This window comes from Achromobacter sp. 413638 (assembly GCF_043119405.1).
In the GTDB taxonomy this organism is placed as follows: domain Bacteria; phylum Pseudomonadota; class Gammaproteobacteria; order Burkholderiales; family Burkholderiaceae_B; genus Achromobacter.
Window position 1 is genome coordinate 1 of the sequence record NZ_JBICCO010000025.1, and the last position, 26,406, is coordinate 26,406.

The 26,406-nt window shown below is 63.8% G+C and carries 27 protein-coding genes and 2 pseudogenes; 5 read left to right on the top strand and 24 right to left on the bottom strand.

The window, feature by feature from the left end; translation table 11 throughout:
• The 4 genes from ACEU5R_RS12375 to ACEU5R_RS12390 form a co-directional block, all read right to left on the bottom strand.
• On the bottom strand, window positions 1-237 hold a 237-nt coding region (locus ACEU5R_RS12375), incomplete at its 3' end, for a DUF2933 domain-containing protein (RefSeq protein ID WP_320516654.1).
• A gap of 33 nt (window positions 238-270) precedes the next feature.
• Window positions 271-756, bottom strand: a complete 486-nt coding sequence (locus ACEU5R_RS12380) for a DUF411 domain-containing protein (RefSeq protein WP_006226241.1) — start codon at window positions 754-756, stop codon at window positions 271-273.
• Window positions 757-793: 37 nt separating this feature from the next.
• Window positions 794-1,774, bottom strand: coding sequence for a copper resistance protein B (locus ACEU5R_RS12385; protein ID WP_012202381.1), 981 nt, complete (start codon window positions 1,772-1,774; stop codon window positions 794-796).
• Window positions 1,775-1,799: 25 nt separating this feature from the next.
• Complete coding sequence (locus tag ACEU5R_RS12390) at window positions 1,800-3,701, bottom strand: copper resistance system multicopper oxidase (RefSeq protein ID WP_077021920.1); 1,902 nt, start codon at window positions 3,699-3,701, stop codon at window positions 1,800-1,802.
• A 255-nt stretch (window positions 3,702-3,956) separates the two neighbouring features.
• Between ACEU5R_RS12390 and ACEU5R_RS12395 the strand changes: the two genes are divergently transcribed.
• Together ACEU5R_RS12395 and ACEU5R_RS12400 are read left to right on the top strand one after the other, a co-directional pair.
• Window positions 3,957-4,649 carry a heavy metal response regulator transcription factor gene (locus ACEU5R_RS12395; RefSeq protein WP_012202383.1) on the top strand — a complete coding sequence of 231 codons (693 nt, stop codon included), beginning with the start codon at window positions 3,957-3,959 and terminating at the stop codon, window positions 4,647-4,649.
• On the top strand, window positions 4,621-6,054 hold the full coding sequence (locus ACEU5R_RS12400; protein ID WP_012202384.1) for a heavy metal sensor histidine kinase: 1,434 nt from the start codon (window positions 4,621-4,623) through the stop codon (window positions 6,052-6,054). Before ACEU5R_RS12395 ends, ACEU5R_RS12400 begins: the two co-directional genes overlap by 29 nt.
• 75 nt (window positions 6,055-6,129) lie before the next feature.
• On the opposite strand, the gene ACEU5R_RS12405 is transcribed toward ACEU5R_RS12400, so the two are convergent.
• The 9 genes from ACEU5R_RS12405 to ACEU5R_RS12445 all read right to left on the bottom strand — a co-directional run bounded on the left by ACEU5R_RS12405 (window position 6,130) and on the right by ACEU5R_RS12445 (window position 13,581).
• Complete coding sequence (locus ACEU5R_RS12405) at window positions 6,130-8,115, bottom strand: relaxase/mobilization nuclease and DUF3363 domain-containing protein (RefSeq protein ID WP_049098529.1); 1,986 nt, start codon at window positions 8,113-8,115, stop codon at window positions 6,130-6,132.
• Between the two features lie 448 nt (window positions 8,116-8,563).
• The gene (locus ACEU5R_RS12410; protein WP_028240158.1) at window positions 8,564-9,163 is read right to left on the bottom strand and encodes a S26 family signal peptidase; all 600 of its coding nucleotides are present in this window, start codon (window positions 9,161-9,163) and stop codon (window positions 8,564-8,566) included.
• Window positions 9,160-9,717: a DUF2840 domain-containing protein gene (locus ACEU5R_RS12415; RefSeq protein ID WP_015476696.1), complete on the bottom strand. Its 558-nt coding sequence runs from the start codon at window positions 9,715-9,717 to the stop codon at window positions 9,160-9,162. Before ACEU5R_RS12415 ends, ACEU5R_RS12410 begins: the two co-directional genes overlap by 4 nt.
• Window positions 9,714-9,977 carry a hypothetical protein gene (locus ACEU5R_RS12420; protein WP_023094609.1) on the bottom strand — a complete coding sequence of 88 codons (264 nt, stop codon included), beginning with the start codon at window positions 9,975-9,977 and terminating at the stop codon, window positions 9,714-9,716. The genes ACEU5R_RS12415 and ACEU5R_RS12420 overlap by 4 nt, the downstream gene beginning before the upstream one ends.
• Window positions 9,974-10,612, bottom strand: coding sequence for a ParA family partition ATPase (gene parA, locus ACEU5R_RS12425; protein WP_015476698.1), 639 nt, complete (start codon window positions 10,610-10,612; stop codon window positions 9,974-9,976). Before parA ends, ACEU5R_RS12420 begins: the two co-directional genes overlap by 4 nt.
• A 241-nt stretch (window positions 10,613-10,853) precedes the next feature.
• Window positions 10,854-11,711: a replication initiator protein A gene (locus tag ACEU5R_RS12430; RefSeq protein ID WP_156867395.1), complete on the bottom strand. Its 858-nt coding sequence runs from the start codon at window positions 11,709-11,711 to the stop codon at window positions 10,854-10,856.
• A gap of 26 nt (window positions 11,712-11,737) precedes the next feature.
• Window positions 11,738-12,022: an AlpA family transcriptional regulator gene (locus ACEU5R_RS12435; RefSeq protein ID WP_026069907.1), complete on the bottom strand. Its 285-nt coding sequence runs from the start codon at window positions 12,020-12,022 to the stop codon at window positions 11,738-11,740.
• 75 nt (window positions 12,023-12,097) lie between these two features.
• Window positions 12,098-12,895, bottom strand: a complete 798-nt coding sequence (locus ACEU5R_RS12440; protein ID WP_028240160.1) for a DUF2285 domain-containing protein — start codon at window positions 12,893-12,895, stop codon at window positions 12,098-12,100.
• 335 nt (window positions 12,896-13,230) lie between these two features.
• A complete protein-coding gene (locus ACEU5R_RS12445; RefSeq protein ID WP_015476702.1) occupies window positions 13,231-13,581 on the bottom strand; it encodes a DUF2958 domain-containing protein in 351 nt (116 codons plus the stop codon).
• 318 nt (window positions 13,582-13,899) lie between these two features.
• Here ACEU5R_RS12445 and ACEU5R_RS12450 point away from each other — a divergent pair, with 318 nt between their 5' ends.
• Window positions 13,900-14,193, top strand: a complete 294-nt coding sequence (locus ACEU5R_RS12450; protein ID WP_015476703.1) for a helix-turn-helix domain-containing protein — start codon at window positions 13,900-13,902, stop codon at window positions 14,191-14,193.
• 70 nt (window positions 14,194-14,263) lie between these two features.
• Here ACEU5R_RS12450 and ACEU5R_RS12455 read toward each other — a convergent pair whose 3' ends face one another.
• From ACEU5R_RS12455 to ACEU5R_RS12505, 11 genes and pseudogenes are all read right to left on the bottom strand, one after another.
• Window positions 14,264-14,578: a DUF736 domain-containing protein gene (locus tag ACEU5R_RS12455; protein ID WP_014646114.1), complete on the bottom strand. Its 315-nt coding sequence runs from the start codon at window positions 14,576-14,578 to the stop codon at window positions 14,264-14,266.
• 758 nt (window positions 14,579-15,336) lie between these two features.
• Complete coding sequence (locus ACEU5R_RS12460) at window positions 15,337-15,546, bottom strand: hypothetical protein (RefSeq protein ID WP_028240162.1); 210 nt, start codon at window positions 15,544-15,546, stop codon at window positions 15,337-15,339.
• 61 nt (window positions 15,547-15,607) lie between these two features.
• Entirely contained in the window at window positions 15,608-17,671 is a 2,064-nt protein-coding gene (locus tag ACEU5R_RS12465) for a ParB/RepB/Spo0J family partition protein (protein WP_028240163.1), read from the bottom strand.
• 79 nt (window positions 17,672-17,750) lie between these two features.
• A complete protein-coding gene (locus ACEU5R_RS12470; protein WP_028240164.1) occupies window positions 17,751-18,578 on the bottom strand; it encodes a DUF932 domain-containing protein in 828 nt (275 codons plus the stop codon).
• A gap of 433 nt (window positions 18,579-19,011) precedes the next feature.
• Entirely contained in the window at window positions 19,012-19,569 is a 558-nt protein-coding gene (locus ACEU5R_RS12475; protein ID WP_003100847.1) for a recombinase family protein, read from the bottom strand.
• Complete coding sequence (locus ACEU5R_RS12480) at window positions 19,563-19,934, bottom strand: hypothetical protein (RefSeq protein WP_003100853.1); 372 nt, start codon at window positions 19,932-19,934, stop codon at window positions 19,563-19,565. Before ACEU5R_RS12480 ends, ACEU5R_RS12475 begins: the two co-directional genes overlap by 7 nt.
• On the bottom strand, window positions 19,931-20,431 hold the full coding sequence (locus tag ACEU5R_RS12485) for a hypothetical protein (protein WP_003100856.1): 501 nt from the start codon (window positions 20,429-20,431) through the stop codon (window positions 19,931-19,933). The genes ACEU5R_RS12480 and ACEU5R_RS12485 overlap by 4 nt, the downstream gene beginning before the upstream one ends.
• A pseudogene (locus ACEU5R_RS12490) lies at window positions 20,428-20,754 on the bottom strand (hypothetical protein). The gene ACEU5R_RS12485 and the pseudogene ACEU5R_RS12490 overlap by 4 nt, the downstream one beginning before the upstream one ends.
• Before the next feature lie 254 nt (window positions 20,755-21,008).
• The gene (locus ACEU5R_RS12495) at window positions 21,009-21,365 is read right to left on the bottom strand and encodes a cupin domain-containing protein (RefSeq protein ID WP_003465043.1); all 357 of its coding nucleotides are present in this window, start codon (window positions 21,363-21,365) and stop codon (window positions 21,009-21,011) included.
• 236 nt (window positions 21,366-21,601) lie between these two features.
• Window positions 21,602-21,988 (bottom strand): DUF86 domain-containing protein, encoded by a 387-nt coding sequence (locus tag ACEU5R_RS12500; RefSeq protein WP_003100872.1) that lies wholly within the window; start codon window positions 21,986-21,988, stop codon window positions 21,602-21,604.
• Window positions 21,985-22,275, bottom strand: coding sequence for a nucleotidyltransferase family protein (locus ACEU5R_RS12505; protein ID WP_001247892.1), 291 nt, complete (start codon window positions 22,273-22,275; stop codon window positions 21,985-21,987). Before ACEU5R_RS12505 ends, ACEU5R_RS12500 begins: the two co-directional genes overlap by 4 nt.
• Window positions 22,276-22,433: 158 nt before the next feature.
• Between ACEU5R_RS12505 and ACEU5R_RS12510 the strand changes: the two are divergent.
• Together ACEU5R_RS12510 and ACEU5R_RS12515 are read left to right on the top strand one after the other, a co-directional pair.
• Window positions 22,434-25,570, top strand: a pseudogene (locus ACEU5R_RS12510) (Tn3 family transposase).
• A gap of 263 nt (window positions 25,571-25,833) precedes the next feature.
• A complete protein-coding gene (locus tag ACEU5R_RS12515) occupies window positions 25,834-26,310 on the top strand; it encodes a TIR domain-containing protein (RefSeq protein ID WP_033041353.1) in 477 nt (158 codons plus the stop codon).
• Window positions 26,311-26,406 lie beyond the last annotated feature (96 nt).

A 26,406-nucleotide genomic window follows, 5' to 3' on the forward strand; every position in this document is an offset into this window, starting at 1 on the left:
CTCACCCTGACGCGCGGCATGATCGTGTCCGCCGTGGCCGTGACCACGGTGCATGAACAGGTGCATCAGCGGACAAGCCGCCAGCAGCAGGAAGGGGAGATAGCCGGCAACATGTGCCGTGTGCTCCTTGAGCAGGAAATACGCGGCGACAGCGGCGATGATGAGGAACGCCACGCCGTAGCGCGATCGCCAGAACCGGGGACGATCGCTGGGGGTCTGTGTGTGCTGATGCTGCATGGCATATCTCCACGGAAAAGAGTTGATGGATGGTCAGAGATGCGACTGATAGACCGTGCTACTACCGTTTTTCCCGATCAGCAGCACGTCGTAGGCGTCCTTGCGTCCACCATAGGCCGGACCATCCATGCCGGGCGAACCGACCGGCATGCCCGGCGCCGCGAGGCCGATGGCCTGCGGGGCTTCGCGCAGCAAGCGTTGAATGTCCGAGGCAGGCACATGACCCTCGATGGCATAGCCGCCGATCTGCGCCGTGTGGCACGAACCGTACTTCTGCGGGATGCCCAGCCGCGTGCGCGCTGCCGTGTTCCCGGTGTCAAGAACCTGCACATCGAAGCCTGCGCCTTGCAGGTGTGAGACCCAGTCCTTGCAGCAACCGCAGCTCGGGTCCTTCCACACCTTGGCGATCGGTCGGCTCTGCGCCAGGCTCGGTCCTGCGAGTGCCATCACCAACAAGCCAGCGATCAATGCTTGGCGTCTCGGCACTTTGCCCTGGCTTCTGTCGTAGTGCATGTTCATAGATTGCCTCTCATCAGATGATCAAACCCACAAGGTTCTAGAACCAGAATCGCACGCCAGCCACCCAGCGCGTCTGCTGCGCGCGGCCACCTTCGGCACGCACATAGTCCGCTGTGCGTCCGAAGCTGCCCGCCCGTTCCACGCCGATGTAGGGGGCGAACTGGCGACTGAATTCATAGCGCAGGCGCAAGCCAGCAGACGCTTCGGCCAAGCCCTTGCCGATACCGCGTTCCGGGTCGTCCTTGCCATAGAACTGCAATTCGGCACGAGGCTCCAGAATCAGTCGCTGGGTCAGCAGCAGCTCGTAGCTGCCTTCGACACGCAGCGCCGTACGTCCGCCACTTCCCACGTAGCCCGTCGCCTTCAGCTCGAACCAGTAGGGGGCGAGGCCCTGGATGCCGAAAGCCAACCATTGACGGCTCGGGCCTTTTCCGTTATCCACCCGAACGCCGAGCTGGGTGTCCCAGTACGGTGCGACGGCGTGCCCCCAGAGAAGCTCGGTACGCGATTTTTCGAGCTTTCCTTTGGCGATATCGCCTTCGGCCTTCACGACGGCCTTGTTGTAGGTCGTCCCATACCAAGCCTGGAGGTTGTAGGCCGTGGAATCGTCCCCTTTGCGCGTGAAGCGGCGTTCCAGGGTTTCGCCGCGCAACGAGAAGAACCTGTGTTCGTCGGCCAGCATCAGCCGCGGCACACCGGGTACGGCGTAGTCGCCCGATCCCAATGTCAGGCCATTGGAGTAGCCATGCGGATCGCGGGCGTCAGGAGGCGCCGACCCGCCCTGCATCTGCATGTTGCCGTGATCCATGGCCGGGGCCGCGGTCGAGCCGCTCGCCGACGTCGCGTGACCCGCGTGCGGGTCGGCGGCAGGAGCCACGGTCTGAGTGGATGGCGCGGCCGTTTGAGCGTCGGCCTGGCCGTGCGCTGCATGGTCGTTCTGTGCTTGTGCCTGGGCGGCGACGCTTACCAGGGCCAGAAGCGTCGTGGCCAGTGCGCGAGTGGGGAGTGCTTTGGACATTCTTGGTCTTCCTTGTGCGCTGGGTTCAAGACACCACGACTTCGCGGAACATGCCGGCATCCATGTGGAACATCAGGTGGCAGTGCCACGCCCAGCGGCCGAGCGCGTCGGCTGTCACCAGGAAGCTGATGCGTTGTGCCGGCTGCACCGGCAGGGTGTGGCGGCGCGCAAGGAAGCGACCGTCGGGGCTTTCCAGCTCGCTCCACATGCCGTGCAGGTGCATGGGATGGGTCATCATGGTGTCGTTGTGCAGAATGACCCGCAGCCGCTCGCCGTGTTTGAAGTGCACCGGCGTGGACTTTCCGAACTCCAGCCCGTCCAGGGACCATGCGTAGCGTTCCATGTTGCCCGTGAGGTGCAGTTCGACCTCCCGGCCAGGGCCTCTCTTGTCCAGCGGCCCCGACGGGGTATGCAGATCCGCGAGGGTCAACACTCGCCGACCGTTGTTGCGCAGTCCGATGCCGGGGTCATCGAGGTTGGTGCGCGCCATGTCAACGCGCATGTCCGTGCTGGCACCATACTCGGTGCGAGCGTGGCGAGCAGTAGTGCTGGGCACGGCCAGTCCCCCCGCCGCCGCGGCGTGTTGGCTGTGATCCATCGCCATGCCACCGTGGTTCATGGCGCCGTGATTCATGCCAGCCATCGCCCCATGATCCATCCCGGACATCGAACCCGAGCCCATCCCGGTCATCCCGGTCATGCCCGTCATGCCCGTCATGCCCGTCATCTCCATGGCTTGGCCGGACCCGCCGTGGTCCATGCCCCCCATCATGCTGCCCATCATGTCGTTCATGGTCAGCCATTCGACCGGATCGAGGGCAGGCACGGGAGCTTGAAGACCTTCACGCACGGCCAGCGTGGCCCGCGCGTAGCCTGTCCGGTCCATCGCCTGGGCGAAGATCGTGTAAGCGTCATCCCGTGGCTGGACGATCACATCGACGGTTTCGCCCGGACCGAATCGGAACTCATCGACCGTCACCGGCTCCACGTCAACACCATCGACGTGCACCACCGTGAGTTTCAGTCCGGGAATGCGTACGTCGTAGAAGGTGTTGCCCGCACCGTTGACCATGCGCAGCCGCACGCGCTCACCCGGTCGGAACAGCGCCGTCCAATTGCCGGCGGGGGTGACGCCGTTGGCCAGATAGGTCAGCGTGGCGGCAGACAGATCGGCGAGATCCGTCGGATTCATCCGCATCTCGTTCCACATCTTGCGCTTGTCGATCGCAGCGGCCATGCCGTCGCGCGAGGCGTCCCGGAAGAAGTCGAAGACGGTAGGTTGGTTGTAGTTGTAGTAGCCGCTTTGGGACTTGAGCTTGGTGAACACCCGCATCGGGTCTTCGTCGGTCCAATCCGAGAACAGCAGCACGTGGTCACGGTCGGCGCGGATGGTCTCGGCACCAGCGGGGTCGATGATGATCGCCCCGTACATGCCCGTGAGTTCCTGGAAGCCGGAGTGCGAGTGGTACCAGTAGGAGCCGCTTTGCTGAACCTTGAAGCGGTACGTGAAGGTCTCGCCGGGAGCGATGCCATTGAAGCTGATGCCCGGCACGCCATCCATCTGATACGGCAGGATGATCCCGTGCCAGTGGATGGATGTGGCTTCACGCAGCTTGTTGGTCACACGGATTGTGACGGTGTCACCCTCACGCCAACGCAATGTCGGTGCCGGCAGCGAGCCGTTGATGGTCGTAGCCACGCCTGGCTTGCCCGTGAAGTTCACGGGCGATTCGGCGATCACCAAGTCGAACTCGGTGCCCTTCAGCACAGGGGCGGCACCGCGCGTCGCGGAGCCTTGTTGGGCAAATGCCCTGAGCGCCGGGGTGGACAGCCCGGCCAGGACGCCGCCAGCGGCCAGCCCCTGAACAAAACGCCGACGAGACAGGCCCAGTGGGGGCGCGATTACAAAGGGCGAACGAGGCGGCATGGCCTGAAATCCTCCATAGATAACTTGAAAGTCGTCTTTAGAGCCGCCTTTGGTCTTGGGCGGCACGGTTCGACGCATGGAGGTCATGCTATGGAGTGACCACTTTCGGATGAATGACCCTTGGATTACATTCATGTAATGGTCGCGTCATCTTCGTGGCAGGAAGCGACTATTACATTGCCCCTAAGAAGCAAATGAATGGGGCATCGTGGGCGGCAAAATTCCTTACGCCGCAGCGATTTCATGGGGCATGCGATGAAGCTGTTGGTCGTTGAAGACGAGAACAAGACGGCGGATTACGTCCGCCAAGGTCTCATGGAGGCAGGGTTCGTCGTGGATCTGGCGCGTAACGGATTGGACGGACACCACTTGGCCATGAGCGAGACCTACGATTTGGTGGTCTTGGATGTCATGCTGCCGGATGTCGATGGCTGGCGCATCGTGCGTTCGCTGCGAGATGCTGGCAAACAAGTCCCTGTGCTATTTCTAACCGCACGTGGCAGCGTAGATGACCGCGTCAAGGGGTTGGAACTGGGGGCAGACGACTATCTCGTCAAGCCGTTCGCGTTCTCGGAATTGCTGGCGCGGGTGCGGACGCTGCTGCGACGCGGAAGCGCTCCGAGCCAGCCTGATCGCATCCAAGTTGCCGATTTGGTGCTGGACTTGCCGCGCCGACGTGCAACGCGCGCTGGTCAGCGCATCAATCTCACCAGCAAGGAGTTCGCGTTGCTCGAACTGCTGGCACGCCGACAGGGTGAAGTTCTGCCGCGTTCGTTGATTGCGTCTCAGGTATGGGACATGAATTTCGACAGCGACAGCAACGTCATTGATGTGGCCATCCGTCGTCTGCGCGCAAAGATCGACGATGCGTTCAATCCAAAGCTCATCCACACTGTACGTGGCATGGGATACACGCTCGATGCGCCTGATGATGACCTCGCGCCATAAGCCACGGCGAAGCCGTCCCGCGTCGCTTGCATTGAGGGTCACGGCCCTGGTTGGCATTGCCACTACCTTGGTATTTCTAGCGTTCAACTGGGTTGTCGTTAGATCCCTGGAGCACCACTTTGCCCAACAGGACGCCCATGAACTGGACGCAGTGGTCACGGCCTTGGCAGAGCCGTTGCGACAGATCGCTAATGACATGGACAAAGATGAGTTGCGGCAGCATTTAGCCAATGCAGTGGCAGGACATCATGGGATGACCTATGGTGTCTATGATCGGCCGGGCAATACCATCTATGCCACGCCGGGTCCTGACCTGTCGAAACTTGCCAGCAGCAAAAAGTTGGTCAACCGCATCACCGCCGACGATTTGACGGTGTGGCAAGAGAATCAGAGGTCTTATCGAGGTGTGGCGCTACAACTGCCTGCCGACGATTCGGCGGCACCTGGCTACCGCATCGTCGCTGCCATGGACATCGGCTTTCATCTCGATTTCTTGGCAGAGTTCAAGCGCATGCTCTGGTGGGCGACCTGCCTTGTTCTCTGCATTGCGCTCGGGGTGGCTTGGCTGGCCGTGCAATGGGGCCACCTTCCAATCCGCAAGGTCAACGAGGAGATTCGCACGATCCGCTCTTCAAAGCTAGATGTGAGACTTGATCCTCTGGACGTACCTATAGAACTGGCTGAACTTGTGGTCGCCTTCAACGACATGCTGGCCAGAATCGAGGAAGGGTTTGTCCGCCTGTCGCACTTTTCCGCCGACATTGCGCACGAGTTGCGTACACCCGTTACCAACCTGATTACGCAGTCCCATGTGGCGCTCGGGCAACCCCGCAGTGCAGAGGAATATCGGGAGATCCTCTACTCCAACTTGGAGGAGTTTGATCGCATGAGTCGCATGATCGGCGACATGTTGTTTCTAGCTCAAACGGAAAATGACCCTCGAAATCTCCGCCTCGGCGAAATCGACTTGGCTGAGTTGATCCGAGGTTTGTTTGACTACTTCGAGGCATTAGCTGAAGACCGCAACATCACACTTTACGCAAAGGGTGCTGCCGAACCAATACGGGCGGATCGTGAGATGTTGCTGCGGGCGCTCAACAATCTTCTTTCCAACGCAATCCGTCATACTCCCTATGGGTCGCGTATTACAGTCGCTTTGGCGCAAGATGAGCGATGGACAACGATAAGTGTCGAAAATCCGGGCGAGCGAATTTCGGAGGCTGATCTGCCGAAGTTATTCGATCGCTTTTTCCGAGTAGATCCTGCCCGCCAACGAAAGAACGCAGGTGCAGGGCTAGGGCTGGCCATCGTCAAATCAATTGCCGAAGCTCATGGTGGACATGTGCAGGCAACGTCCAGCGATACAGCGACTAAATTTGATCTAACGCTGCCTCGCATCGCTTAGTTGGCCTCTCGCCATTGCGGGAGAATGCAGATCGTGGATGGGCGCAGTTTCGACTCGTCGGAAGCAGGTTGCTCGTCAGATGATGGACATGCCTTTCTGCCGTCCAATCTCCCATGACACACCACCGCCGCGTACAGTGGCAGCAAGTTGCTGACCTAGCCGTTGCTCGATCACTGGTTTCCACGGCACTAGGCTGAATCCCATGCCGTCATCGAGCATCGCGTAGCGCCCGCTGGCGAGCATGACGCTGCGCCGGTAGATGCCAGCTACCCGTTGCCCGTCGGCCACGGGCCGATGCTCCAGGCCAGTTTCGGCGGATATATCCTTCGCGGCCTGCGCCAGTTCCTGATTGCGCAGCGTGCCCAACAGGTTGCGCGCGAAGATTACGCGCTGCCCACGCCGCTCGGCCAGTCCCTGTTCGGCCAGGAAGTCGGCGCGCTGCTGCATCGCCTGCTTGGCCTCCGCTCCAAAGCCCAGGTCGCACAGACCCGAGCCGCCGCCGATCAACTGCTGGTCGAGCCAGGTAGCCCCGATCGCGCGCGCCTGCCGCTCGATGGACAGGTGCGATTTCACTTCCACGGCCACGCCGCCCAGGCGCTGCGCGTCGTATTGGCGGCCACGCTCGGGCAGATCGTCCGGCACCTTCCATAGCCCGTCGGCCACCCGTTCCACGATACCGGCACGGCGCAGGGCTTCCAGGCGGCGGATGTGGGCCGCCACGACTTCCTGCGGATCTCGGCCGGGCACGGCCTGACCTTGTGCAATGGCGAGGTGATGATCGGCGCGGTAGAGGCCACCGCTCGCCAGCGCGGCGATGTTCTTGTCGGCCGCGCGCACGTCGGCCGCCCCCTTCACCTCCACCACGGCGCCGGTCGGATAGTTCGCCAGCTCGTCGCGAGCATTGAGCGCGACATAGTGAGCCTTGCCGTCCACACCGTCGATGACCAGATAGCCGCGGTCGCGCAGCTCGTCGGCCAGCCCCTTCGCGGCCACGCGGCCGACGATCGTGCGGCCGTCATCACCCGGCTCGAACACCGACAGTTCGCGCGGCGCGCCGCTCATGGCCCGCTGTAGGGTGCGGATGATGTCGCCACGCTCGCCCAGGGCACGCAAGGTCTTCTCCGCATCGGCATGAATGCCCCAGGTGCCGGGCTGCACCTCGTCGGCCAGGCCCAGGCGCTGCAAACGCTGCAGGCGGCCGATCAGCAGCAGGCGCTGGCGTTGCAGCCGCGGTTCGTTGAAGCGTTCGATCTGCACTTGGCCATCGTCGCCGACCTCGCGCTTGAGCGTGCGATCCAGGCTCGTCCACCGTTCCTGCTCCACCTCGCGCCGCAAGGCCTGCTGGATCTCCAGCTCGGTGCGTGGCCCCAGCCATTCGGTCGCCAGCTCGGCCGCGCGATACCGAAAGCCATCGGCGATGTAGTCGCCCGCGATGATGAGGTGTTTGCCGGTGTCGTCGCGCCCGCGCACGATCAGGTGGGTGTGCGGGTTGTCGGTGTTCCAGTGATCGACAGCCACCCATTCCAGCCGCGTGCCCAGGTCGGCTTCCATGCGCCCCATCAGATGCCGCGTGTAGGTGCGCAGGTCTTCGAGCTCGGCGCCATCCTCGGGGGAAACGATGAAGCGGAAATGGTGCCGGTCGTCGGCGCAGCGTTCCTTGAAGGCATCAAGATCGGCTTCATCGGTCTGCGGCCCGTAGGCCCGGCCTGGCTCACCGTCCCGGCCCACGCCATCGCGCTCGATGTAGCGCAGGTGCTTGGCGAGCGACTGCGGGCTGGCCTGGCGCTGGTTGACCAGCAGCGTCTTGATGGTCACGCGCCGCGACATGGGCGTGAGCTTCGCCCCCGCGAAGCGCGCCGCCGTGTGGCCGCGCCCCAGGCGCGAACCGGGCCGCTGGCCGGTGCCCCTCCCGGTGCCGCCAGCCGTCCCAGGACGGCGCACCGAGGACTTGCCGCCGCTGGCCTTGCCTGCCTGCTTGAGCACCTTGGAGACAAAGCCCTGGCCGCGATTCTTCGGGGCGCTGGGGCGGATGCGGAAATCGTCGTCGCGGCGGTCGGTCATGGCTGCGCTCCCTGCAAGCTCCGGCGTGTCCGGTCGTGCAAAGCACGCGGACATGTCTGTATCGGCGCGGGCCACGCGCCCCCAGCGGCACGGCGGCGAAGCCGCGCCGTGCCGCGCCACCCCCACGTGCAGACTGGCTTTGCGGGCCGACAGGTGCCGCCCCCTTTTGTCTTGCCTTCCGCCTTTGCCCCTCGCTGTCGCTCCGGGCGTCGGCGGCCCGGCGGCGCTGCGCTGCTTGCAGCCAGCCCGCCGGCGAACGCGCCAATGGCCGCAGGCCGGGCGCGTTCGAGGCAAGACACCTGCACGCTGGACGGCTGCGCCGGATGTTGCGCGAGGCGCGGCGCGAATGCGCCCGCGCTGCACGCGCGACGACACGGCGGCAGCCACTGGAACGACATGCTCGATGGCACGACGAGAGGCACGGCAACGTGCAGCGAATCGACGGCCATCATGGGCGTGTCTCCAGCCAGACCGGGTGCGCGACGCCGATCACGGCGGATGCGCTGACCGGGCCGAAATAGCGGCTGTCGAACGATGCCGGATTGGTCACGCTCAACAGGAACAGCTCGCCCGGTTCGAGGCGGCGGCAAAGCTGCAAGGATGGCAGCGGCCGGCCCAGCCGGTCGGCAGGCAGCGAGGCGGCCGCAGGCACGCCGTCGATGCGTACCTGCCCGGCGACCATGCAAACGTGTTGCGGCGCGACCGCGCCCACACGTTTGAGCAGCGGAACGCGGGTCGGCAGGTAGCCGCGCTGCGCAGCCAGCATGGCGGCCCTGTCGGGCAGCGGCACCAGCACGATGCTGTCCACGGACAACGGACGTGGCAGCGAGGCGGTGCGCGGGTCGAACGGTTCGATGCGATACCAGCCGACCGCCACGCTGTCGGACGGGTTGTAGGTCAGACGCGGCAGCGGCGACACGAAAGCCGCCCAGGCCAGCGCAGCGAGGCCGACGGCAGCGAAGCCCGCCAGCACGATGCGAACGCGCAGGCGCGAGCGAGGATGCGGCGCGGCTTCGTGCGTGCATGTGGTGTTGGATTGGGTCGTCATGGCAGCGCCTTTCCGGCCAGCCAGGCGGCGTGCCGCTCGGCGGTGTATTCGGGCAGCGCCAGGCGGGCCGCCAGACGGTTGCCCAGCGTGCGCCAGTACGCGGGCGACACGTCGATGGCGGCGATGCCTTGCCCTTCGATGCCGTCGATGCGTTCCAGCACGGCAGGCACCGCGTTTTCGCCTTCGGCGTGCAGCAGCAGGCGTGCGCCCGGCCGCACGCCGGGGATGCGCTGCATGTCGTCCAGCGGCGTGGCGGCTTGCATCACCATGAGTTGCCAGCGGATCGTGCCGTAGTCGTTTGCTTCCCAGCGCACGCGGCAGAACATTGCACGCGGCAGGAACACCGCGCAGCGCCGCCAGCGGTCGAGCCGCAGCGTGCGCGCCGGCTCGCCGAAGCGCAGGTAGAGCTTGAAGCGCGGTTCGATGTAGGCGAGCGATACGCGAGTCAGCGGCACGCTGCCAGCTTGGTCGGCGAGCGTCGAAAGCGAAGGCGGCGGCGCAGCAGCCGGTGCAGCCGTCGCCGCATGAGCGGCAGGCAAGGCGGATCCGTTCATGGCAGGTTCTCCGGGCGCTTGTCGGGAAACTCCCGCTCCAGCAGGCCGCGCAGCAGTTCGGCCACGGTCACGCCCTGGCCGAAGGCGGCGATCTTGATGCGCGCGCGCAGCGCAGGCGTCACGTCGAGCGTCAGGCGTGCGGTGTAGAGGTCGCCTTTGTTGAGTGCATCGGCATCGCCCTGGCGAATCCACGCCTCGGCGTGCGGATTCGCGGGCGGACGTGCGCCGATGCCGACGCGCTTGCTGCGCGGGCTGCTCATGTCGGCCACCGCAGCAGTTCATCGGTGAGCACGGCAATCTCGCGTGCGGCGGCGCTGTCGGGCGCGGTTTCGCGGGCGAGCCGGCCAGCGGCCACGCTGTCGGCGAAGACGATGCGCTGGCGCACTTCGCTGTGCAGCGCCGGCAGCGGCTGTTCGGCCAGCGATTGCCGTGCTTCCCTGCCGATGATGGTGGTACTGACGCGCCGATTGATGACGAAGGCCGCGCGCAGCGCAGGCCGGAACACCTGTGCCTCGCGGATCAGCGCCACCATCTCGGCGCTGGCCCAAAGGTCATACGGGCTGGGCTGCACGGGAATCAGCACGCGCTCGGCCGCCAGCAGCGCGGAACGCGCCAGGGCGGCGATGCGCGGCGGGCCGTCGATGATGATGTGATCGGCGCGGCGGGCCAGCTCCGGCGCTTCCTGATGCAGCGTTTCGCGGGCGAGGCCCACGGCGCTGAACAGCCGTGGCAAGCCCTGCTGGCTTCTGCGCTGCGTCCAGTCCAGCGAAGAACCCTGCGGGTCGGCGTCCAGCAGGATGACGTGCAGCCCGCGCATCGCCAGCTCGCCCGCGATGTGGGTAGCGAGTGTGGTCTTGCCGACGCCGCCTTTCTGGTTGAGAAACGCGAAGATCATGGCGCGGCCCTCCCTGCTGGAAAGCCGGCCTGGCCGTGCCGTTTCGTGGTTGTCCACCGAAACGACGCGTTTCTACTAAAAGTTAGAGATTTATAGTTAGGTAAGTTAGAGGGGTCGCAAACCCGCGCCGTTACTGGCTTTGCGGCGTTTTCGTACTCCTGATAGCACGATAGGCGTACTCCCGATAGCACGATACCCGGCACTCCTGATAGCACGAGGCCGTCCACAGCTTTTCCCGCAGTTATCCCCGTGCCGTGAACGGCACGGGCCGGAAGGTCAGCAGTTCCAGCTTCTCGTCCGGCATCGACTCGATGCCCAGGACGTAGCCGGGCAGCGACTGCCGCGCGACCAGCACGCGCAGGTCGTAGGCGAAGTCCGAGAAGCGCGCCGCGCTGCCGGACTTGCGGTGCAGATGCCGGAAGTCGAATTGCCAGCCGTGTTCCTGCCGCCCGCCGTGCTTGCGCACCAGGCGATACAGCCAGCGTTCGATGCCACCTTTCAAGCGGAAATAGGCCGGGTCGATGGTCAACACCAGGGCGGCATCGAGCACGCCGGCATAGAACCAGTCCGGCAGGATCAGCTCGATGCCCAGCGGCGTGCCGCTGGCGTCGGCCAGCTCGCGCCATTCGTTCACCCACGAAAAGCGGTGCAAGCGCCTCCCGGTGGTTTCGCGGATGGAAGTCGCCACGCTGGTCGATTGCAGCCGGTCGAGCGCGGCTTTCAGGCGCTGGTAGTCGTTCAAGGACGTGCCGCGCCCGATGAAGCGCAGGATTTCGTAGGGCGTGGCGTGTATCCAGCGCGACGGGCGAATGCCTGCGTCGCGCGCCTCCACGATCTGCGAGGCCGCCCAAATCAACACGTCGGCATCCCATATCGTGGCGATGCCGTGCTCGGCCGTGCCTTCCACGCGGATGGTGATGTTCCCGCTGCGGAAGTCGATCGGCGCCGTGCGCCGCGACTTCGCCAGCGAGAAGAACGGAAAGGCCATCAAGTCCTGGCTGTCGCGCGGCGCCATGCCGTCGCCCGGCAGCGCGCGGAACAGGTCGAGCTGTTCCCGCTGCTGCGATCGCTGCCCCGACGGCAGCGATGGGCTGGACATGACGATGGCCACCGGCGAGCCGACGATCAGCGGCCATCACGGTAGTCGCCCGCGTGACGCTCGGCATATTCCGGGTCGGACGTGGCCTCGTAGCTGCGCTGGTCGGCCCAGGCATCGAGGTCGGCCACCGCGTACATGACGCGGCGGCCGAACTTGCGGAACTTCGGGCCGCCGCCGATCACGCGCTGTTTCTCCAGCGTGCGCGGCGACAGACGCAGGTATTCGGCGGCTTCGTCGTTGGTCAGGTAGCGTTGGGGCTGCACGGGCGCAGCGACAGCAGCGGCGGCAGGCCGCAAGGGAGCGGGTCGCATGGGATGTACCTCCATCAAGCCCGGCCACACCACGCGGCCGGATAGAGGCACTTTCAAGAAAGCAAGGCTTCCTGCTCAGGGACGTTTTGCAGGGGATGCAGCGCGTCCCTGTGCAACGGGCGGAAGCTGTGCCAGGCGGCGATAGCCGCCGCGCATCAGCGCATCGCCCCGGTGCACCAGTCGCCGCACGCGGGCGCGCAAGGCGCTATCGGCGTACCAGTCGGCGGCGACAGCATCGACGCCGAACAGCCCTTCGGCCACGTCGCGCAGGGACGCGCCCGCGAGGGTGCCGTCGAGCGCCTGGAGCGTGTTCAACTCCAGCAGCGCAGCGGGTGCCGGCCGCGACCGTGCCGTTCCCGCTGGCGCTGCATCGCCAGCGGCGGCCAGCTTGTCCAGTTCGGCCGCCAGCGCCTGATAGCGTCCGCAGGATGCGGCGCAGGCGCGAATGGCATAGGCGTAAGCCATGCCGTCGGCCAGGCCGGGAGCGATCACCAGCCGCAGGCAGCAGCCCAGCCAGCGTGTCAGCAGCACCAGGCGCTTGCCGTCGTGGATCAGGTGCTTCTGGCCGGGAAGGCACCAGAACGCGAAAGCCACCGCGTCGGGCGGCGGGTCGGCGTCCGGGTAGAGCTGCACTACCGCATCGTGATCGGGGAACCAGGCCGGGTGCGCGTCGCGCGCATCCAGGGCGGGATCTTCCAGCAGGCGCAGTCCCCAGCGCGCGGCGGCCTCTGGCCGGCGGCGGCGGCGCAGCCAGTCGCGGCGGTAGTCGGGGTGGCGACGCAGGTATTCCCACGCCAGCGCGGGGCCGTCGAGGTGCAGCATGTAGAGATACGCGGCGGTCGGATACCAGTGTTCGGCGCTCGGGTCAGCCATGACGCAGCCTCCTGTCATTCAGCAGGAACGTCGCCACGGATTCCGCTGTGCGGGAGCTATCGAGTCGCCATCAAGTCGTCATCGAAATCGGGGTACTCTGTAACTGCGGTGTCAAGACCGATTGGCTCCAGGGCATTGCGGAAATCGTCTGAATGCGACGGTTGCGCGCCACAAAAATGGTGCGCAGCATGGAGCACCGTGCAGCAGCCCGCGCCATAGATCATGACTGTTTGCATCAGAAGCGCACCGCTTCGGTGCAAGAGTGCGGATTCAGACCAATCAGGTCTTGGGTAAGACTGAAATAGTCAGAATGCGCCGTCGTTGGCTGGGACTGCTCAGTCGGTGATCGAACCGTTTTCCTCGGCCAGCCGCAGGTACTCCGACAGCCGCCGCACGGGCTGGAAGTAGCGATCGCGCATCACAGGTTGCTTGTGCGGCCCGACGATGGACGCCAGATCGGACAGCTTCACATGGCCCAGGCCGGGCATGCCTATTCCCAGGTCGATCAGCCCCCATGCCGTATCGCCATCGGCCGGGTCGAGCGCGGCCAGCAGCCAGGTGGCGTGCGCGTCGGGGGTGAACAGTCGCACCGCCGGCATTGGGTCGATGCTTCGGCCAGCGGCGCGTGCCGCGCCGACGGCGAGCAGTTGCGCCCGCTGTTCAGCGGTGACGAGCGGCTGGGTCATGGCCCGAATCCCCACGCATCCGAGGATGCACGGATACGATTTTCCACCGAAGCGCGGAACCGCCGAAGCGGATGCGTGCTTTGGCGGGAAAGCACGAAGGCGCAAGCCATCGAATCCGTACATGCACGGAAACGCGGAAGCGGAATTGCGCAGGCCAGGAAAGACACAGATGCGGTTCCCAGATTCTGTCGGAATCCGCCCACGCGGATTTCTGCAAAGGCACGAATACGGAAATCAACGACACCAAATGCGCACTATAGTTTGTAGCCCTATAGTGCGCAATCGGCTGTCATCTTGGTTTTCTAAGGAAAACCATAGGTGGCGGCGAAAGACTCATTGGCGACAGCAATACGGACGGTCAGGAAAGCGCGCGGCTTGAGCCAGGAAGCGTTCTCCGACGTGTCCAGCCGTACCTACCTGAGTTTGCTGGAGCGCGACCTGAAGAGCCCGACCATGCACAAGCTGACCGAGCTGTGCGAGGTCATGGACGTGCATCCGCTCACGTTGCTGACGCTGGCCTATGCCGGCGACAGCACGCGCAGGGCCGATCAGCTTCTGGCGCAGGTGCGCCAGGAGCTGGAGGCGGTGTTGAAGGAACGCGACACGCCGTAGGCGCGTGCGTGACGTGCTGCGCCAGCAGCACGGCGCCCCGCCGCAATGGACGGGGCGCGGTGGGCGGCCGTCAGGCTGCCTTGGGCTTGCTGCGCGACCAGATCAGGTCGTGCGTGCCGTCCTCGTTCTCGATCAGGCGGGCATAGACCGTCGCCGGGAACGAAGGGTCGTCGATGCTCACGGACAGGTACTCGCGCCCGGCCTCACTGGTCTTCTTCCACGCCGCGCCGATCTCGTGGCCGGCCGCCTGAAGGTGGAAGTCGGGGGCGTTCTCGCTGTCGCCCTTGTCGTTGGGAACCAGCTTGACCTTGACGTTCAGGGTCAGGGTGCGGAGCTGGCCGGTGAAGCCGTCTTTCTCTGCGGTGAAGGTGCCGATGTTAGCCATGATGTTTCTCCTTTCGGGTTGAACAAGGTCGCGCCAGTGCGTCCTTGTTGTGATCCGGCCGGCGGGGGATGGGCTGGCCGCACCGCGCAGCGGTCGCAACACCGTGGAGAACCTGGAAGCGAAAAGAATTTGCCGCGCGAGGAAGCCGCGCAGCGGCGGGGAAATTGTTTTCGCTGGAAGGTTGCGGCCATGAAGCCCAAGGCGTAGCCGTTCCCTCGCCAGGATTCACGACAAGCCAAGGACGCACGGGCCGCCCGCCCCCGAAAGGAGACATGGCCGACTCGGCATCCCCGCGTGACGGCTGCACCGGCTTGCGCCCTGACGCGAACCAGGTCAAAGCCCCGACGACAAGGCCAGAGCGCCCCTGCCGCAGCGCGCGACCACATGCTTGAGGCGTGGTGTGGATGCTCCATAGCGAGGCCGGGTGGCGTGTCGGTGAATCGCCCTTCGTGACGTACAGGCGCGAATCGCCAGCGTCGGGGACGGCACGCTATCGCACAACCTGCCGCAGCAAGCCGGGGCGTAGCCCTACAAGCCCCGCCCATTGCGGCGGGGCGCCATCGAAACCTTGCCCGCGCCAGCGGGCACCGATGGACGTGTCGCGTGCAAGGCACTTGCACGTCCGCCCCGTTGCCGCCTGGACGAAGGCGGCAACGGGGCGATTTTGACTTCGACGTTGGAACCGGGCGCGGCCACCGACGCCCCGGATTTTTGACCACCGGCCCCAAGGCGGAACGGCTTGGGGCCGGTGCTGCTCGTTATTCCTTGGTTTCGACAATCCACCACGCGGCACGCGGCAAGGTGTGGCCGGTAATGGGATGTAGGTCGGTCAGGTCGGCGCGGGCCGTCCAGCCACGCGGCGGACGGTAGCCGCGCACGTCGCCATCGCCGTGCCAGCGGCGGGCGCGTACCGTACCGGGGGCATAGATCGCCGCCATGCGCGGGCGGTCCGTGGTGTTGCGGCTCATGATAGGAATCCTTGGCGTGAAGCGCCCCGGCCGGAACCGGGGCGCTATCTGCGGTGCAGGATCACGCGGCCAGTGCCTCGGCCTGCGGCAGCTCATCCGCCACGGCGGCGACTTCCTCCGGCGCTTCGGCGCCCGCATCCACTGCCACGGCCTGCGCGTCCTGTTGCGGGCTTTCGGTGCGGAAGATGGCGGGCATCCAGCCCGTACCATCGGCCAGCCGTTCCGCTTCGCTGGCAATGTCGGCCTTCTTCAACTTCGCCAGCCGTGCAGCGTGCGACGGTGCGAACTCGCCCACGGCTTCCAGAATCGCGGCCTTCGGCACATGCTGGAAATACCCGTCTGCGGTGGGCTGCCACCATGCGGCCATGTCCAGCCCCACAGCCTGCGCCAGTTCCGCGCCCGGCTGGTGCGCAGTGGCGCGAGGCGTCACCACGTCCACGGTCGCCGCTACGCATACCGCCAGCAGCCGCACCAGTTCGCCTTGCTCCATCGCCAGCAGCGCGACGAACAGTTCGGCGCTGTCCTGCGGCAGCGCTTCGCCCGCGACCTGCTGCAACTCGCGCTGGGCGACGGCGGCGGGCGACTCGGGCCAGTCGGGGGCCATGCCTTCCAGCCGGTCTTGCACTTTCAGGCTCACGCCCAGCGGCAAGTCGTGGCCGTAGTGGTTGTCCTGCAAGACGCTCTGCACCATGCCATGCACCAGCGCGGCCAGCGCGACTTGCGGATGCCGGGCGACTTCGATTTGCAGCGCGGCGGTGCGGTGCGCGCTCAACCGCTGCGCCAGCCGGTCGGACAGGCTCGCGGCCTTGGGCTGCTCGGTGTCCTCGCCTTCGTCGTCGTTCCCGGCCTCGCCTTCCGCGCTGCCGAAACCCTGCCGCAAGCGTTCCAGCGTGCGCAGCGCCTTGGCTTCTGCCTCGCGCAGCAGCCCGCGATGAATCACGGCTTCGCCGCTGCGGTCGAGGGTGACGATGGCGCCGGCCACGGCGCGCACATCCGGGGCGTAGCCCTGCAAGGCTTCCTCCACGGCTTGCAGTTCCCCGGCAACCTGTTCGCGGCGCGGTTCCAGCGCTTCGGTCTTGTCCTCGTCCTCGGCGTCGTAGGCTTCTTCCAGTTCGGTGTCGATCTTGTCGAGGCGGGTTTGCAGCGAGGCGATGCGGCGGGCTTCGCGGGCGCTCGGTTCGCGGCGCTGGCGCGGTGCGTTCTGGAACGCCTGCCGCTCGGCGTAGCTCATGTGCGGCACGGCTTCGACCCACGCCCAACCCTCGGCGCGCACGTCCCCAGCCAGCGCATCCAGCTTGCCGCGCACCAGCGTTTCCAGCAGCGTGGCGTCGGTCAGGTAGGTTCCGGCATCGCCTTCCGCGAACAGGTCGCGGCGGATGCCGCCGCCCGCCGCCGTGTAGGCGTCCAGCCCGGCGAAGCGCACCAGCGGATGCGTGGCGTCGATTTCGCGTTCGGTCAGGCGTTCGCGCAGCGCGGACGCGCCACGCTGCCATTCTGGCGCACCGTAGAACGCGCTTTCCTGCGCGGCGTGGTCGTCGGTGATGGTCAGGGCCATCAACTGTTCCAGGGTGACGGCTCCGGCGCGGTAGTCGGCCAGCAGGCGCGGCGAGACGTTGGCGAGTTTGAGACGGCGCTGCACCACCAGCGGGGTCACGCCGAAGTCGGCGGCAATGTCTTCGATGGGGCGGCCTTCCTTGACCAGTGCGGCGAACGCCTCGAACTGGTCGGCCGGGTGCATCTGCTCGCGCAGCAGGTTTTCCGCGAGGCTGACGGTACGGGCCGAAGCATCGGGCACCAGCAGGCACGCCACTTCGTAGTCGGCAGGGATGCGCTTCTTCTTCGCCAGCAGCTTCAACGCGGTCAGTCGGCGGTCGCCGGCCACCACTTCGTACTGCTCGCCATCGGCGGCGAGGATGACGACGAGATTTTGCAGCAGGCCGATGCGGGCGATGCTCGCGGCCAGTTCGGGAATGGACAGGCGCGGGGTCTTGCGTGCGTTGCGCTTGGAGCGGCGCGGCAGCAACTGCGAGAGTGGAACCAAAATCAGGTTCTTGCTCGGGTCGGCCACTTCCAGCGGCGCGGCAGTTTCGATGGCGCGGGTTTCGGTTTGGGTAACGGCGTTCATGGTGATAACTCCTTGCGGTTAGGGATGCAGCAGCGAGAGAAGCGGCAAGGGCTGCTGCCTGCCCCTGCCGCGTGGGGGTTCAGGCTTTCAACTGGCGCATGCCATCGGCCAGCAGCCAAAGCGCACGGTTGAGGCGGATGTTCTGGTCGATGCCCTGTACCGGGCGGGTTTGCTGGCGGCGTCCGTTGGCGCTGCGCCCGCGCAGGCCGCCTTGGGTCAGGTTCTCTTGCGTGCGGTTGAACACGCTCCACAAGTCCGGGCGGCGGTCATCAAAGCGGCGCGGCATCAGGATTTGCGATTCCGTGATGGGCGCGGGCTTGTCGGGGTCGTCGTACTTGAGGGCCAGCGCGGCGCGGGCGAACACTTCGGATTCGCCATCGTTCAAGGTGATGGCGCGCATGGAATCGCGGGATTCCTGCACGCGGTCGAAGCCGCGCAAGACTTCGTAAGCGCCTTCGATGACGGAACCGGCCACGTCGCCTTTGTGGGGCACGCGCACGTCCGCCACCGTGTCGCCGCAGACAAGGCCATTGCTGCACACGAACCGGAACATTCCGGCCAGCATCTGATAGCTGCTCGTGCCGTCATGCGAGTTCAGCAGCACGATTTCGTTAGCCTCCGCGCCGTTGATCTGGCTGGCGTGGCGCAGGCGCAGCATGTGTTTGGTGTAGTCGCGGCGGTCGTCGTGGCGCACGCGGGTTTGCGCTGCCATGAAGGGTTCAAACCCTTCCTTGCGTAGTTCCGCCAGCACGGCGGCGGTGGGGATATAGGCGTACCGTTCGGAACGGCTTTCGTGCGGCGCGTCCGCGAAGATGGACGGGGCCACACGGCGGATTTGGTCATCGGACAGCGGGTAATCGCTGCGCAGCGACGGGGAACGGGAAGCGAATCGGGATGCGAGTTGCATTGCATTTCTCCTGACGAAAAGGGTTTGCTGTTCAAACCGCACACCGGATTCCTAGATTCGGAGCCCAGCCTTTCGGCTGTTCGGTGCGGTCGGCACGAGGAACCCGGTTGGCCCTGTTGCCACCGTCTTTCCTGAGTTCATCGCCCGCGGCCAAAGGAGCGCGCGGACGGGGGCCGTCAAGGAGACAAGCGCAGGGTTGGTGCGGCCCGCAGGCGCAGCCGAGGACACGGCCCTGCGCGCCTTGACGGCACACGGGAGCGGGCTACGGTCGCGGGTAAGGTGATGAAGTCAGGGGAGACGGCTGGACAAGGCAACGGCCATCCCTTTGTGCTGACCGCACGCAAGCGAAGCGCGCAGGCCCGAAGCTGGAAGCCGGGCCGGAGGCGTCAGGGATGTGGAAGGGGTCGTCTCAGAAAACGGAAAATAAAGCACGCTAAGCGTGCGTGGAGGCTGGCACCCAGCGGTACAGCGTCGGAATGGACACGCCGAGGTTCTTGGCCACGTCCTTGGGCGGCACCCCGCTGGCCAGCAGCTTCTTGGCCGACTCGATCTTGCTGTCGGTCATCTTCGGCTTGCGGCCGCCTTTGCGGCCGAGCTGCTTGGCGACTTCCAGCCCGGCGCGGGTGCGCTCGACGGTCAGCTCGCGCTCCATTTCGGCAAGGCTCGCCATGACGTGGAAGAAGAACCGCCCGGATGGTGTGCCGGTGTCGATGGAGTCGGTGAGGCTCCTGAACTGGACACCGTGCTTGTGCAGATCGCCGACCAGATCGACCAGTTGCTTGACCGACCGGCCCAGCCGGTCGAGCTTCCAGACGACCAAAGTATCGCCTTCGCGCAGCATTTCGAGCGTCTTGGCCAAGCCAGGCCGGTCTGCCCGCGTGCCACTCACCTTGTCCTCGAAGACCTTTTTACATCCGGCCTTGCTCAAGGCTTCGCGTTGCAGCTCCAGGTTCTGATCCTGCGTCGAGACGCGCGCATAGCCAATCAACATGGCTTGTCTCGCGCCCGGTCGATGCGTTCCTGCATCGCCTGCATCACTTCTTCGTGGGTGTACGATCTGGCGTTGGCGTCGGTGGCTTGCCGCAGGGCTTCCTCAACCTCGCGCGTCATCCGCTCGTAATCCTCCGGCCACAGCGCTTGCTCCATGCGCAGCGACGCCTGACCCAGCAGGTGCAGCAGGCTGAACAGCCGCATGTCGTTGGTGGCGACGATGCGCTCCCGAATCTGCTCCTGAATAGCTTCGCTAGCCCGATGCGCTTGTGGTGTGGCAGTCCCCTCGTAGTCAGCGGGGAATTCCGCTTCCTCGGCAATCCTTGCCCAGGCGCTGGCCAGCGCCTCGATGGTTGACGTGCTCATTTCCGCCGCTCCTGTGCTCTTTGGCGAATCAACCGGCCAAGGGGCCTCGACGCGAAAACCAGCAGCATCACGCCTATCGGATACCAGGTCGAGAAGACCACCAAGGCATCGAAGGCTGGCCGTCCGGTGTTGGTAGGCAGTACGGCGGTCACAGCCATCAACCCGCCGACCGTCCAGATGATGCGCCACACGTAGGGCATCACGCGGGGCACGTAGCCGTCATCGAAAGCGGTCTGGTAGTAGCGGCGCAGGCCGCGCTCGGCAAGCGCCTGGCGCTGCCGCTCCGACAGCGCATCCGTCCGGCCATACCAGCGCCGGAATGGTGGACAGCGCAGCAGCAAAGGGGTGAAGAGGATCATCACCGCCACGATCGCGACACCCCACGCCATGACGGCGCCGGCATCGGGCCGCTTGGCGTTCTCGATCACGGGCGCGAAGACGCCCGGAGCACCGATCATCCAGAACAGCGCAATGTGCTGATGGAAGGAGAGCTTCATTTGCTCATCCACTTGCGCAGCAGGCGCTTTTTCAGGGAGGCGCGTTCTTGCGGGTTGCGTCCCTTGTGATTGGCGATGCGATCCGCCGTGGCGGCCTGGCGCTTGACGGGCCAGTAGGAGCGGCCATCCTTGCCCATCGATCAGACGCTGCTGGCCTGGTTTTCCAGCAGGGGCAGATGGGCGCTCAGGGCTTCGGGCGACGCGCTGGTCAGCGCCGTGCGCTCACGGGTGCGCCAGCGCTGATGCCAGAGCTTCTTGTCCTCGCGCTCGCTGCCGCAGGTCGTGTGCCCGACGATGGGTGTTTTGCGGCGGCTGCGGCTCATAACGTAGTGGTCTCCAAGAACATTCAGGACTGATCCCAGGCGTCGATGGTCAAGACCTGATCGGCAGGACAGGCGGCTACGCGGTCGGGAACTGGATGGTGTTCAGTCTCATGCCGACCCCATTCGATTGATCGCGTCGCTTGCGGCACGCTGCGACGCAAGGAGGTTTGCGACCTGGTTTAGCAGCCGTGTCCGCTGCATGTCTGTTACCTATCTCCCCGACCGCTCATTGGACCAACTCCAGAGATTGGGCTCTATCGCTCAGCCAATACGAAACCGGCATTGGCTGATGCCACAACCGAGACGAACACAAATGGCTCGGTACCTGTATTTCGCGCCCCGTGCACTTGGCCCGGTCTTGCCACGGCTATCTCACCTTCCCTGAGGGCACGAACAATCCCATTGCCCTGAAAGTAATCAGCCATTCCCGACAAAACAGTCCACGTGTCTTGGCCGTGAGGATGAATGTGAGCCGCAATTTCCTGCCCGGGATGGACATGCCAAACCACGATAATTGAGTCTCGGGTTTCAAGCACAACGGAACGAATAGGCTCGCCTTCGGACGGCTGAACATACTCGGCTACAGAAAATATTCTCGATTCAACAGTCATCGGAGATCCCTCTTTCACAGTGCCCCCAGACAGGCTGGATATGAGTTCTAACTCGAATTTGAACGGGAGGCTGGTCGTGCGGTCGTGCAGTTGCCGATGAGCGTGTCGGCTGCTGCCTCCTTGCCCACCAGCGAACTCACGTCCGTTGCGGCCATCCAGAAGGTCTTGCCCGAGCGCGGCTCATAGGTCGCGGGATCGAACACGCCAGAGGGGCCGAACATCGGCGGCTTGATTGGTCATGGCTCCATGCCTTTGTCGTTACGGTCTTCATCGTCGGCATCCTGACGCACGGCGGGCAATTGCTGGAGCAACGCCGGCAGCCATTCCTGTACCGTCTCCCACACCACATCGAGGTTGATGTCGAAATAGCCGTGAGCCATGCGATTACGCATATTGCGCATGCTGCGCCACGGCACGTCGGCATGCGCCTGGGTGAACTCGACGTAGCCATCCATCACCTTTGTGGCCGCCTCGCCGATGACGATCAGGCTCATGATGACGGCCTGCTGGGTGCGCTTGTCGGCCAAGAAGTCGTCCTTGGCCATCCCTTCCACGAAGCTGCGCGCATCGGTTGCGGCCTGCTGAATGTGGTCGAGGTAATCGGGCAGGCGGTTCTCGCTCATATCGGTTGCGCCTCCGCGAGCACCTTGGCCCGGAACTTCGGCGGCAGGTCGCCGGGAGTCAGCAGATCGACGTCAACGCCGAGCAGCGATTTCAGTTCTTCTTCCAAATCGCCCAAGTCCAACAACGTGGCACCGGGCAGCGCATCGACCAACAGGTCGAGGTCGCTGCCATCCCGGTCGGTGCCATGCAGCACCGAGCCGAAGACGCGCGGGTTCGCGGCGCGAAAGCGGCCTACCGCTTCACGCACTGCGCTTCGCTTCATGTCAAGCACAACAGACGGTCGCATGGGCATCCTTTCTTATCGAAACTCGTTGAGATGATATGCAATCAAGAATAGAATTTCAAGAACTATTTTCGAGAATCGCAATGCCTTGATTCCCGTGCCGCGCCGGTTGCCTTGGCGGGCTTGTCACAAACCTACGTTTTCAAGAAGAAGGAAACCGCATGCCCCGCCGTTCGATCCTCTCCGCCGCCGAGCGCGAAAGCCTGCTGGCGTTGCCGGACACCAAGGATGAGTTGATCCGTCACTACACGTTCAGCGAAAGCGACCTCTCCATCATCCGGCAGCGGCGCGGCCCGGCCAATCGGCTGGGCTTCGCGGTGCAGCTCTGCTACCTGCGCTTTCCCGGCGTCATCCTTGGCGCTGATGAGCCACCGTTCCCGCCATTGCTGAGACTGGTCGCCAACCAGCTCAAGGTCGGCATCGAAAGCTGGGACGAGTACGGGCAGCGTGAGCAGACCCGACGCGAGCACCTGGTCGAGCTGCAAACGGTGTTCGGCTTCCAGCCGTTCACGATTGGCCACTACCGGCAGGCTGTCCAGTTGCTGACCGAGCTGGCCATGCAAACCGACAAGGGCATCGTGCTGGCCAGAGCCTTGATGGGGACGATAGAGAAAACGGAAAAAATCGTACGTTAAGCGTACGGCCTGTCAGGTTGAGGCCCTAGAGGTTGCCGGCGAGGCGTCAGAAAATGCTGGAATCGGCCCTATCCTGACGCGGCCCAAGGTTCCGGCCTGACGCCTAGTTAGGGCGTACCGATACGGTACAATTAATTTTTGAAATGGCGACAAACGGCTATTTTCTGGCGGTCGTATCACAGACCAATTCGATGCTATATTTACAATTTAACTGGGGGCGCTGGTAAGCGTAATGCAATACTACGCTAAGCGAGGCGAGACGATGATGCACAAGCATGGGATGGGCAGATAGGTTTTTTGAGGCTGTAAAAAAGTTAACACACTCACATGAAGGGGGTGAAATGGATACACGATTATTTGCATTCGTCGGCGGAGACAGCGGTCTTTGGCGGATCGTTGGAACCGAAACCATAGTTGGCAAGTCACTGCCTGAAGCCAAAAGGCTCAACGTAATATCTGCCTCAGAGTTGCAGCCCGAAACCAATGCACCCTGGGTACTTCGCGGAATAACAAGCAATGAACGGTATGTCATGCGCGAAGAGAAGAACGAAATTGTGGTGAAGCAGCAAGGGCTAGCGCGCCCAGAAGCAACTTGCGCTGCGTTGATACCGATCCGAAAAAACGCAGCTTGGTGGGAATTCACGCAAGACGAGCGCCGGAGCGTTTTCGAAAAGTCAAAGCACATCCAAATCGGGCTCAACTACTTGCCTGCAGTAGCGCGCAAGCTCCACCACTGCCGCGACCTCTCTGAAAATGAACCGTTCGATTTTCTCAATTGGTTCGAGTTCGCGCCAACCCATGAGGCTGAGTTCAACGCATTGCTTTCCGAACTGCGTGCAACAGAGGAATGGAAGTACGTTGACAGAGAAGTCGATATCCGTCTCGTGCGAGAGGCGGCGTAGGTCAATCCCCGTCTGACCGCTCAGAGGCGTTAGCGGGCAGCCGGCACTGCATCTATTGATTTTGGATAGCTTGGAACCCGGCATTTCACTTGCAATTAATTCGAGCACGCCGCCATGAAATGCGAGCCGCCGCCGTCGATTGCAAGCTCGTTTGCAGATAGCGTGAGCATCAGCGCGCCGTCAGTTGCAGTTAATTCGAGCCGAAAGCGGCGTCGAATGCGAGCACGCCCGTTTTCAAACGCGAGCCGCTACAACTACCTGGTGCCGCCCGCGAAATTCGCCAGCCTCAAGCAGGCCAGCGAATTGCCGCTGGCCGTGGCCACCGATTGCGACCAGTACCTGCATGACCGGCTGACGCTGCTGGAAACGCAGCTCGCCACCGTCAACCGCATGGCGCTGGCCAACGAGCTGCCGGACGCCATCATCACGGAGTCGGGCCTGAAGATCACGCCGCTCGATGCGGCGGTGCCCGATACCGCACAGGCCCTGATCGACCAGACGGCGATGATCCTACCGCACGTCAAGATCACCGAATTGCTGCTGGAGGTAGACGAATGGACGGGCTTCACCCGGCACTTCGCCCACCTGAAGTCAGGCGACCTGGCCAAGGACAAAAACCTGTTGCTGACCACGATCCTCGCCGACGCGATCAACCTGGGCCTGACCAAGATGGCGGAATCGTGCCCCGGCACGACCTACGCCAAGCTGGCCTGGCTGCAAGCCTGGCACATCCGCGACGAAACCTACGGGGCGGCACTGGCCGAGCTGGTCAACGCGCAGTTCCGACATCCCTTCGCCGAGCATTGGGGCGACGGCACCACGTCATCGTCGGACGGCCAGAACTTCCGCACCGGCAGCAAGGCCGAGAGCACCGGCCACATCAATCCGAAATACGGCAGCAGCCCAGGGCGGACGTTCTACACCCATATCTCCGACCAGTACGCGCCGTTCCACACCAAGGTCGTGAACGTCGGCGTGCGCGACTCGACCTACGTGCTCGACGGCCTGCTGTATCACGAATCCGACCTGCGGATCGAGGAGCACTACACCGACACGGCAGGGTTCACGGACCACGTCTTCGCGTTGATGCACCTGCTGGGCTTCCGCTTCGCCCCGCGCATTCGTGACCTGGGCGACACCAAGCTCTACATCCCGAAGGGCGATGCCACCTACGAGGCGTTGAAACCGATGATCGGCGGCACGCTCAACATCAAGCACGTCCGCGCCCATTGGGATGAAATCCTGCGGATGGCCACCTCGATCAAGCAGGGCACGGCGACGGCCTCGCTGATGCTCAGGAAGCTTGGCAGCTACCCGCGCCAGAACGGCCTGGCCGTCGCCCTGCGTGAGCTGGGACGCATCGAGCGCACACTGTTCATCCTGGACTGGCTGCAAAGCGTCGAGCTGCGCCGCCGCGTGCATGCCGGGCTGAACAAAGGCGAGGCGCGCAACGCGCTGGCCCGCGCCGTGTTCTTCAACCGCCTGGGGGAAATCCGCGACCGCAGCTTCGAGCAGCAGCGCTACCGGGCCAGCGGCCTCAACCTGGTGACGGCGGCCATCGTGCTATGGAACACGGTCTATCTGGAGCGGGCCGCGAACGCCTTGCGTGGCCACGGTCAAGCCGTCGATGACGGCCTGTTGCAGTACCTGTCGCCGCTCGGCTGGGAGCACATCAACCTGACCGGCGATTACCTCTGGCGCAGCAGCGCCAAGATCGGCGCGGGCAAGTTCAGGCCGCTACGGCCGCTGCAACCGGCTTAGCGTGCTTTATTTTCCGTTTTCTGAGACGACCCCTGGAAGGCTGGCGAATGCCAGTCCCGTCAGGGATGAGCGAATAGCGAACCTGGAGCAGCGCGGTCCGCGAAGCGGAGACGCAGGCGCACACTTTCAGCTATCATTTGTAAGGAAATTTACAAGAAAGTATTTCAAGCCAGCGATTAATTACGACTTCAGTTAAATAACTATCGCAATCCTCAATTCGAGATTTGCTTCATCGAAGCACCAACGACAAATGGAGATAAGTCATGGCGAATAAATGCTTTCTGAGCTTTCACTATAAACAGGATAGTTGGCGCGTGTCGCAAGTTCGGCAAATCGGAGCTATCGAAAAACAGCCTCTACTGGATTCGAACAAATGGGAAGAAATCAAGAAAGCAGGCGATGATGCCATCAAAAAATGGATCGCCGACAACATGAAAGGCAAAGAATGCCTTGTCGTACTTGTGGGCGAGAAGACTGCCAGCCGCCGCTGGGTCAAACACGAGATAAAGAAAGCCTGGAAGGACGGGCTGGGTGTACTCGCCATCCATGTCCACAATCTGAAAGACTCAGACGGAAATCAGTCGTCGAAAGGATCTAATCCGTTTACAGGCCTCACCGTTGATGGAGAAGCTGTCACGGGTAAAGTCTACGATCCGCCATACACCACCAGCACCAATGTGTATGACTACATCAAGTCGAATATTGAAACTTGGGTCAGCGACGCTATAAAGGCACGATGAACCGGCAATATCTGAATTGCATCCTGCGAGGTGTCGTTTGCTGTGGAGGATGCGGGTCACCTACATCCAAATTTGCCTGGGTTTAGTGTAATAGAT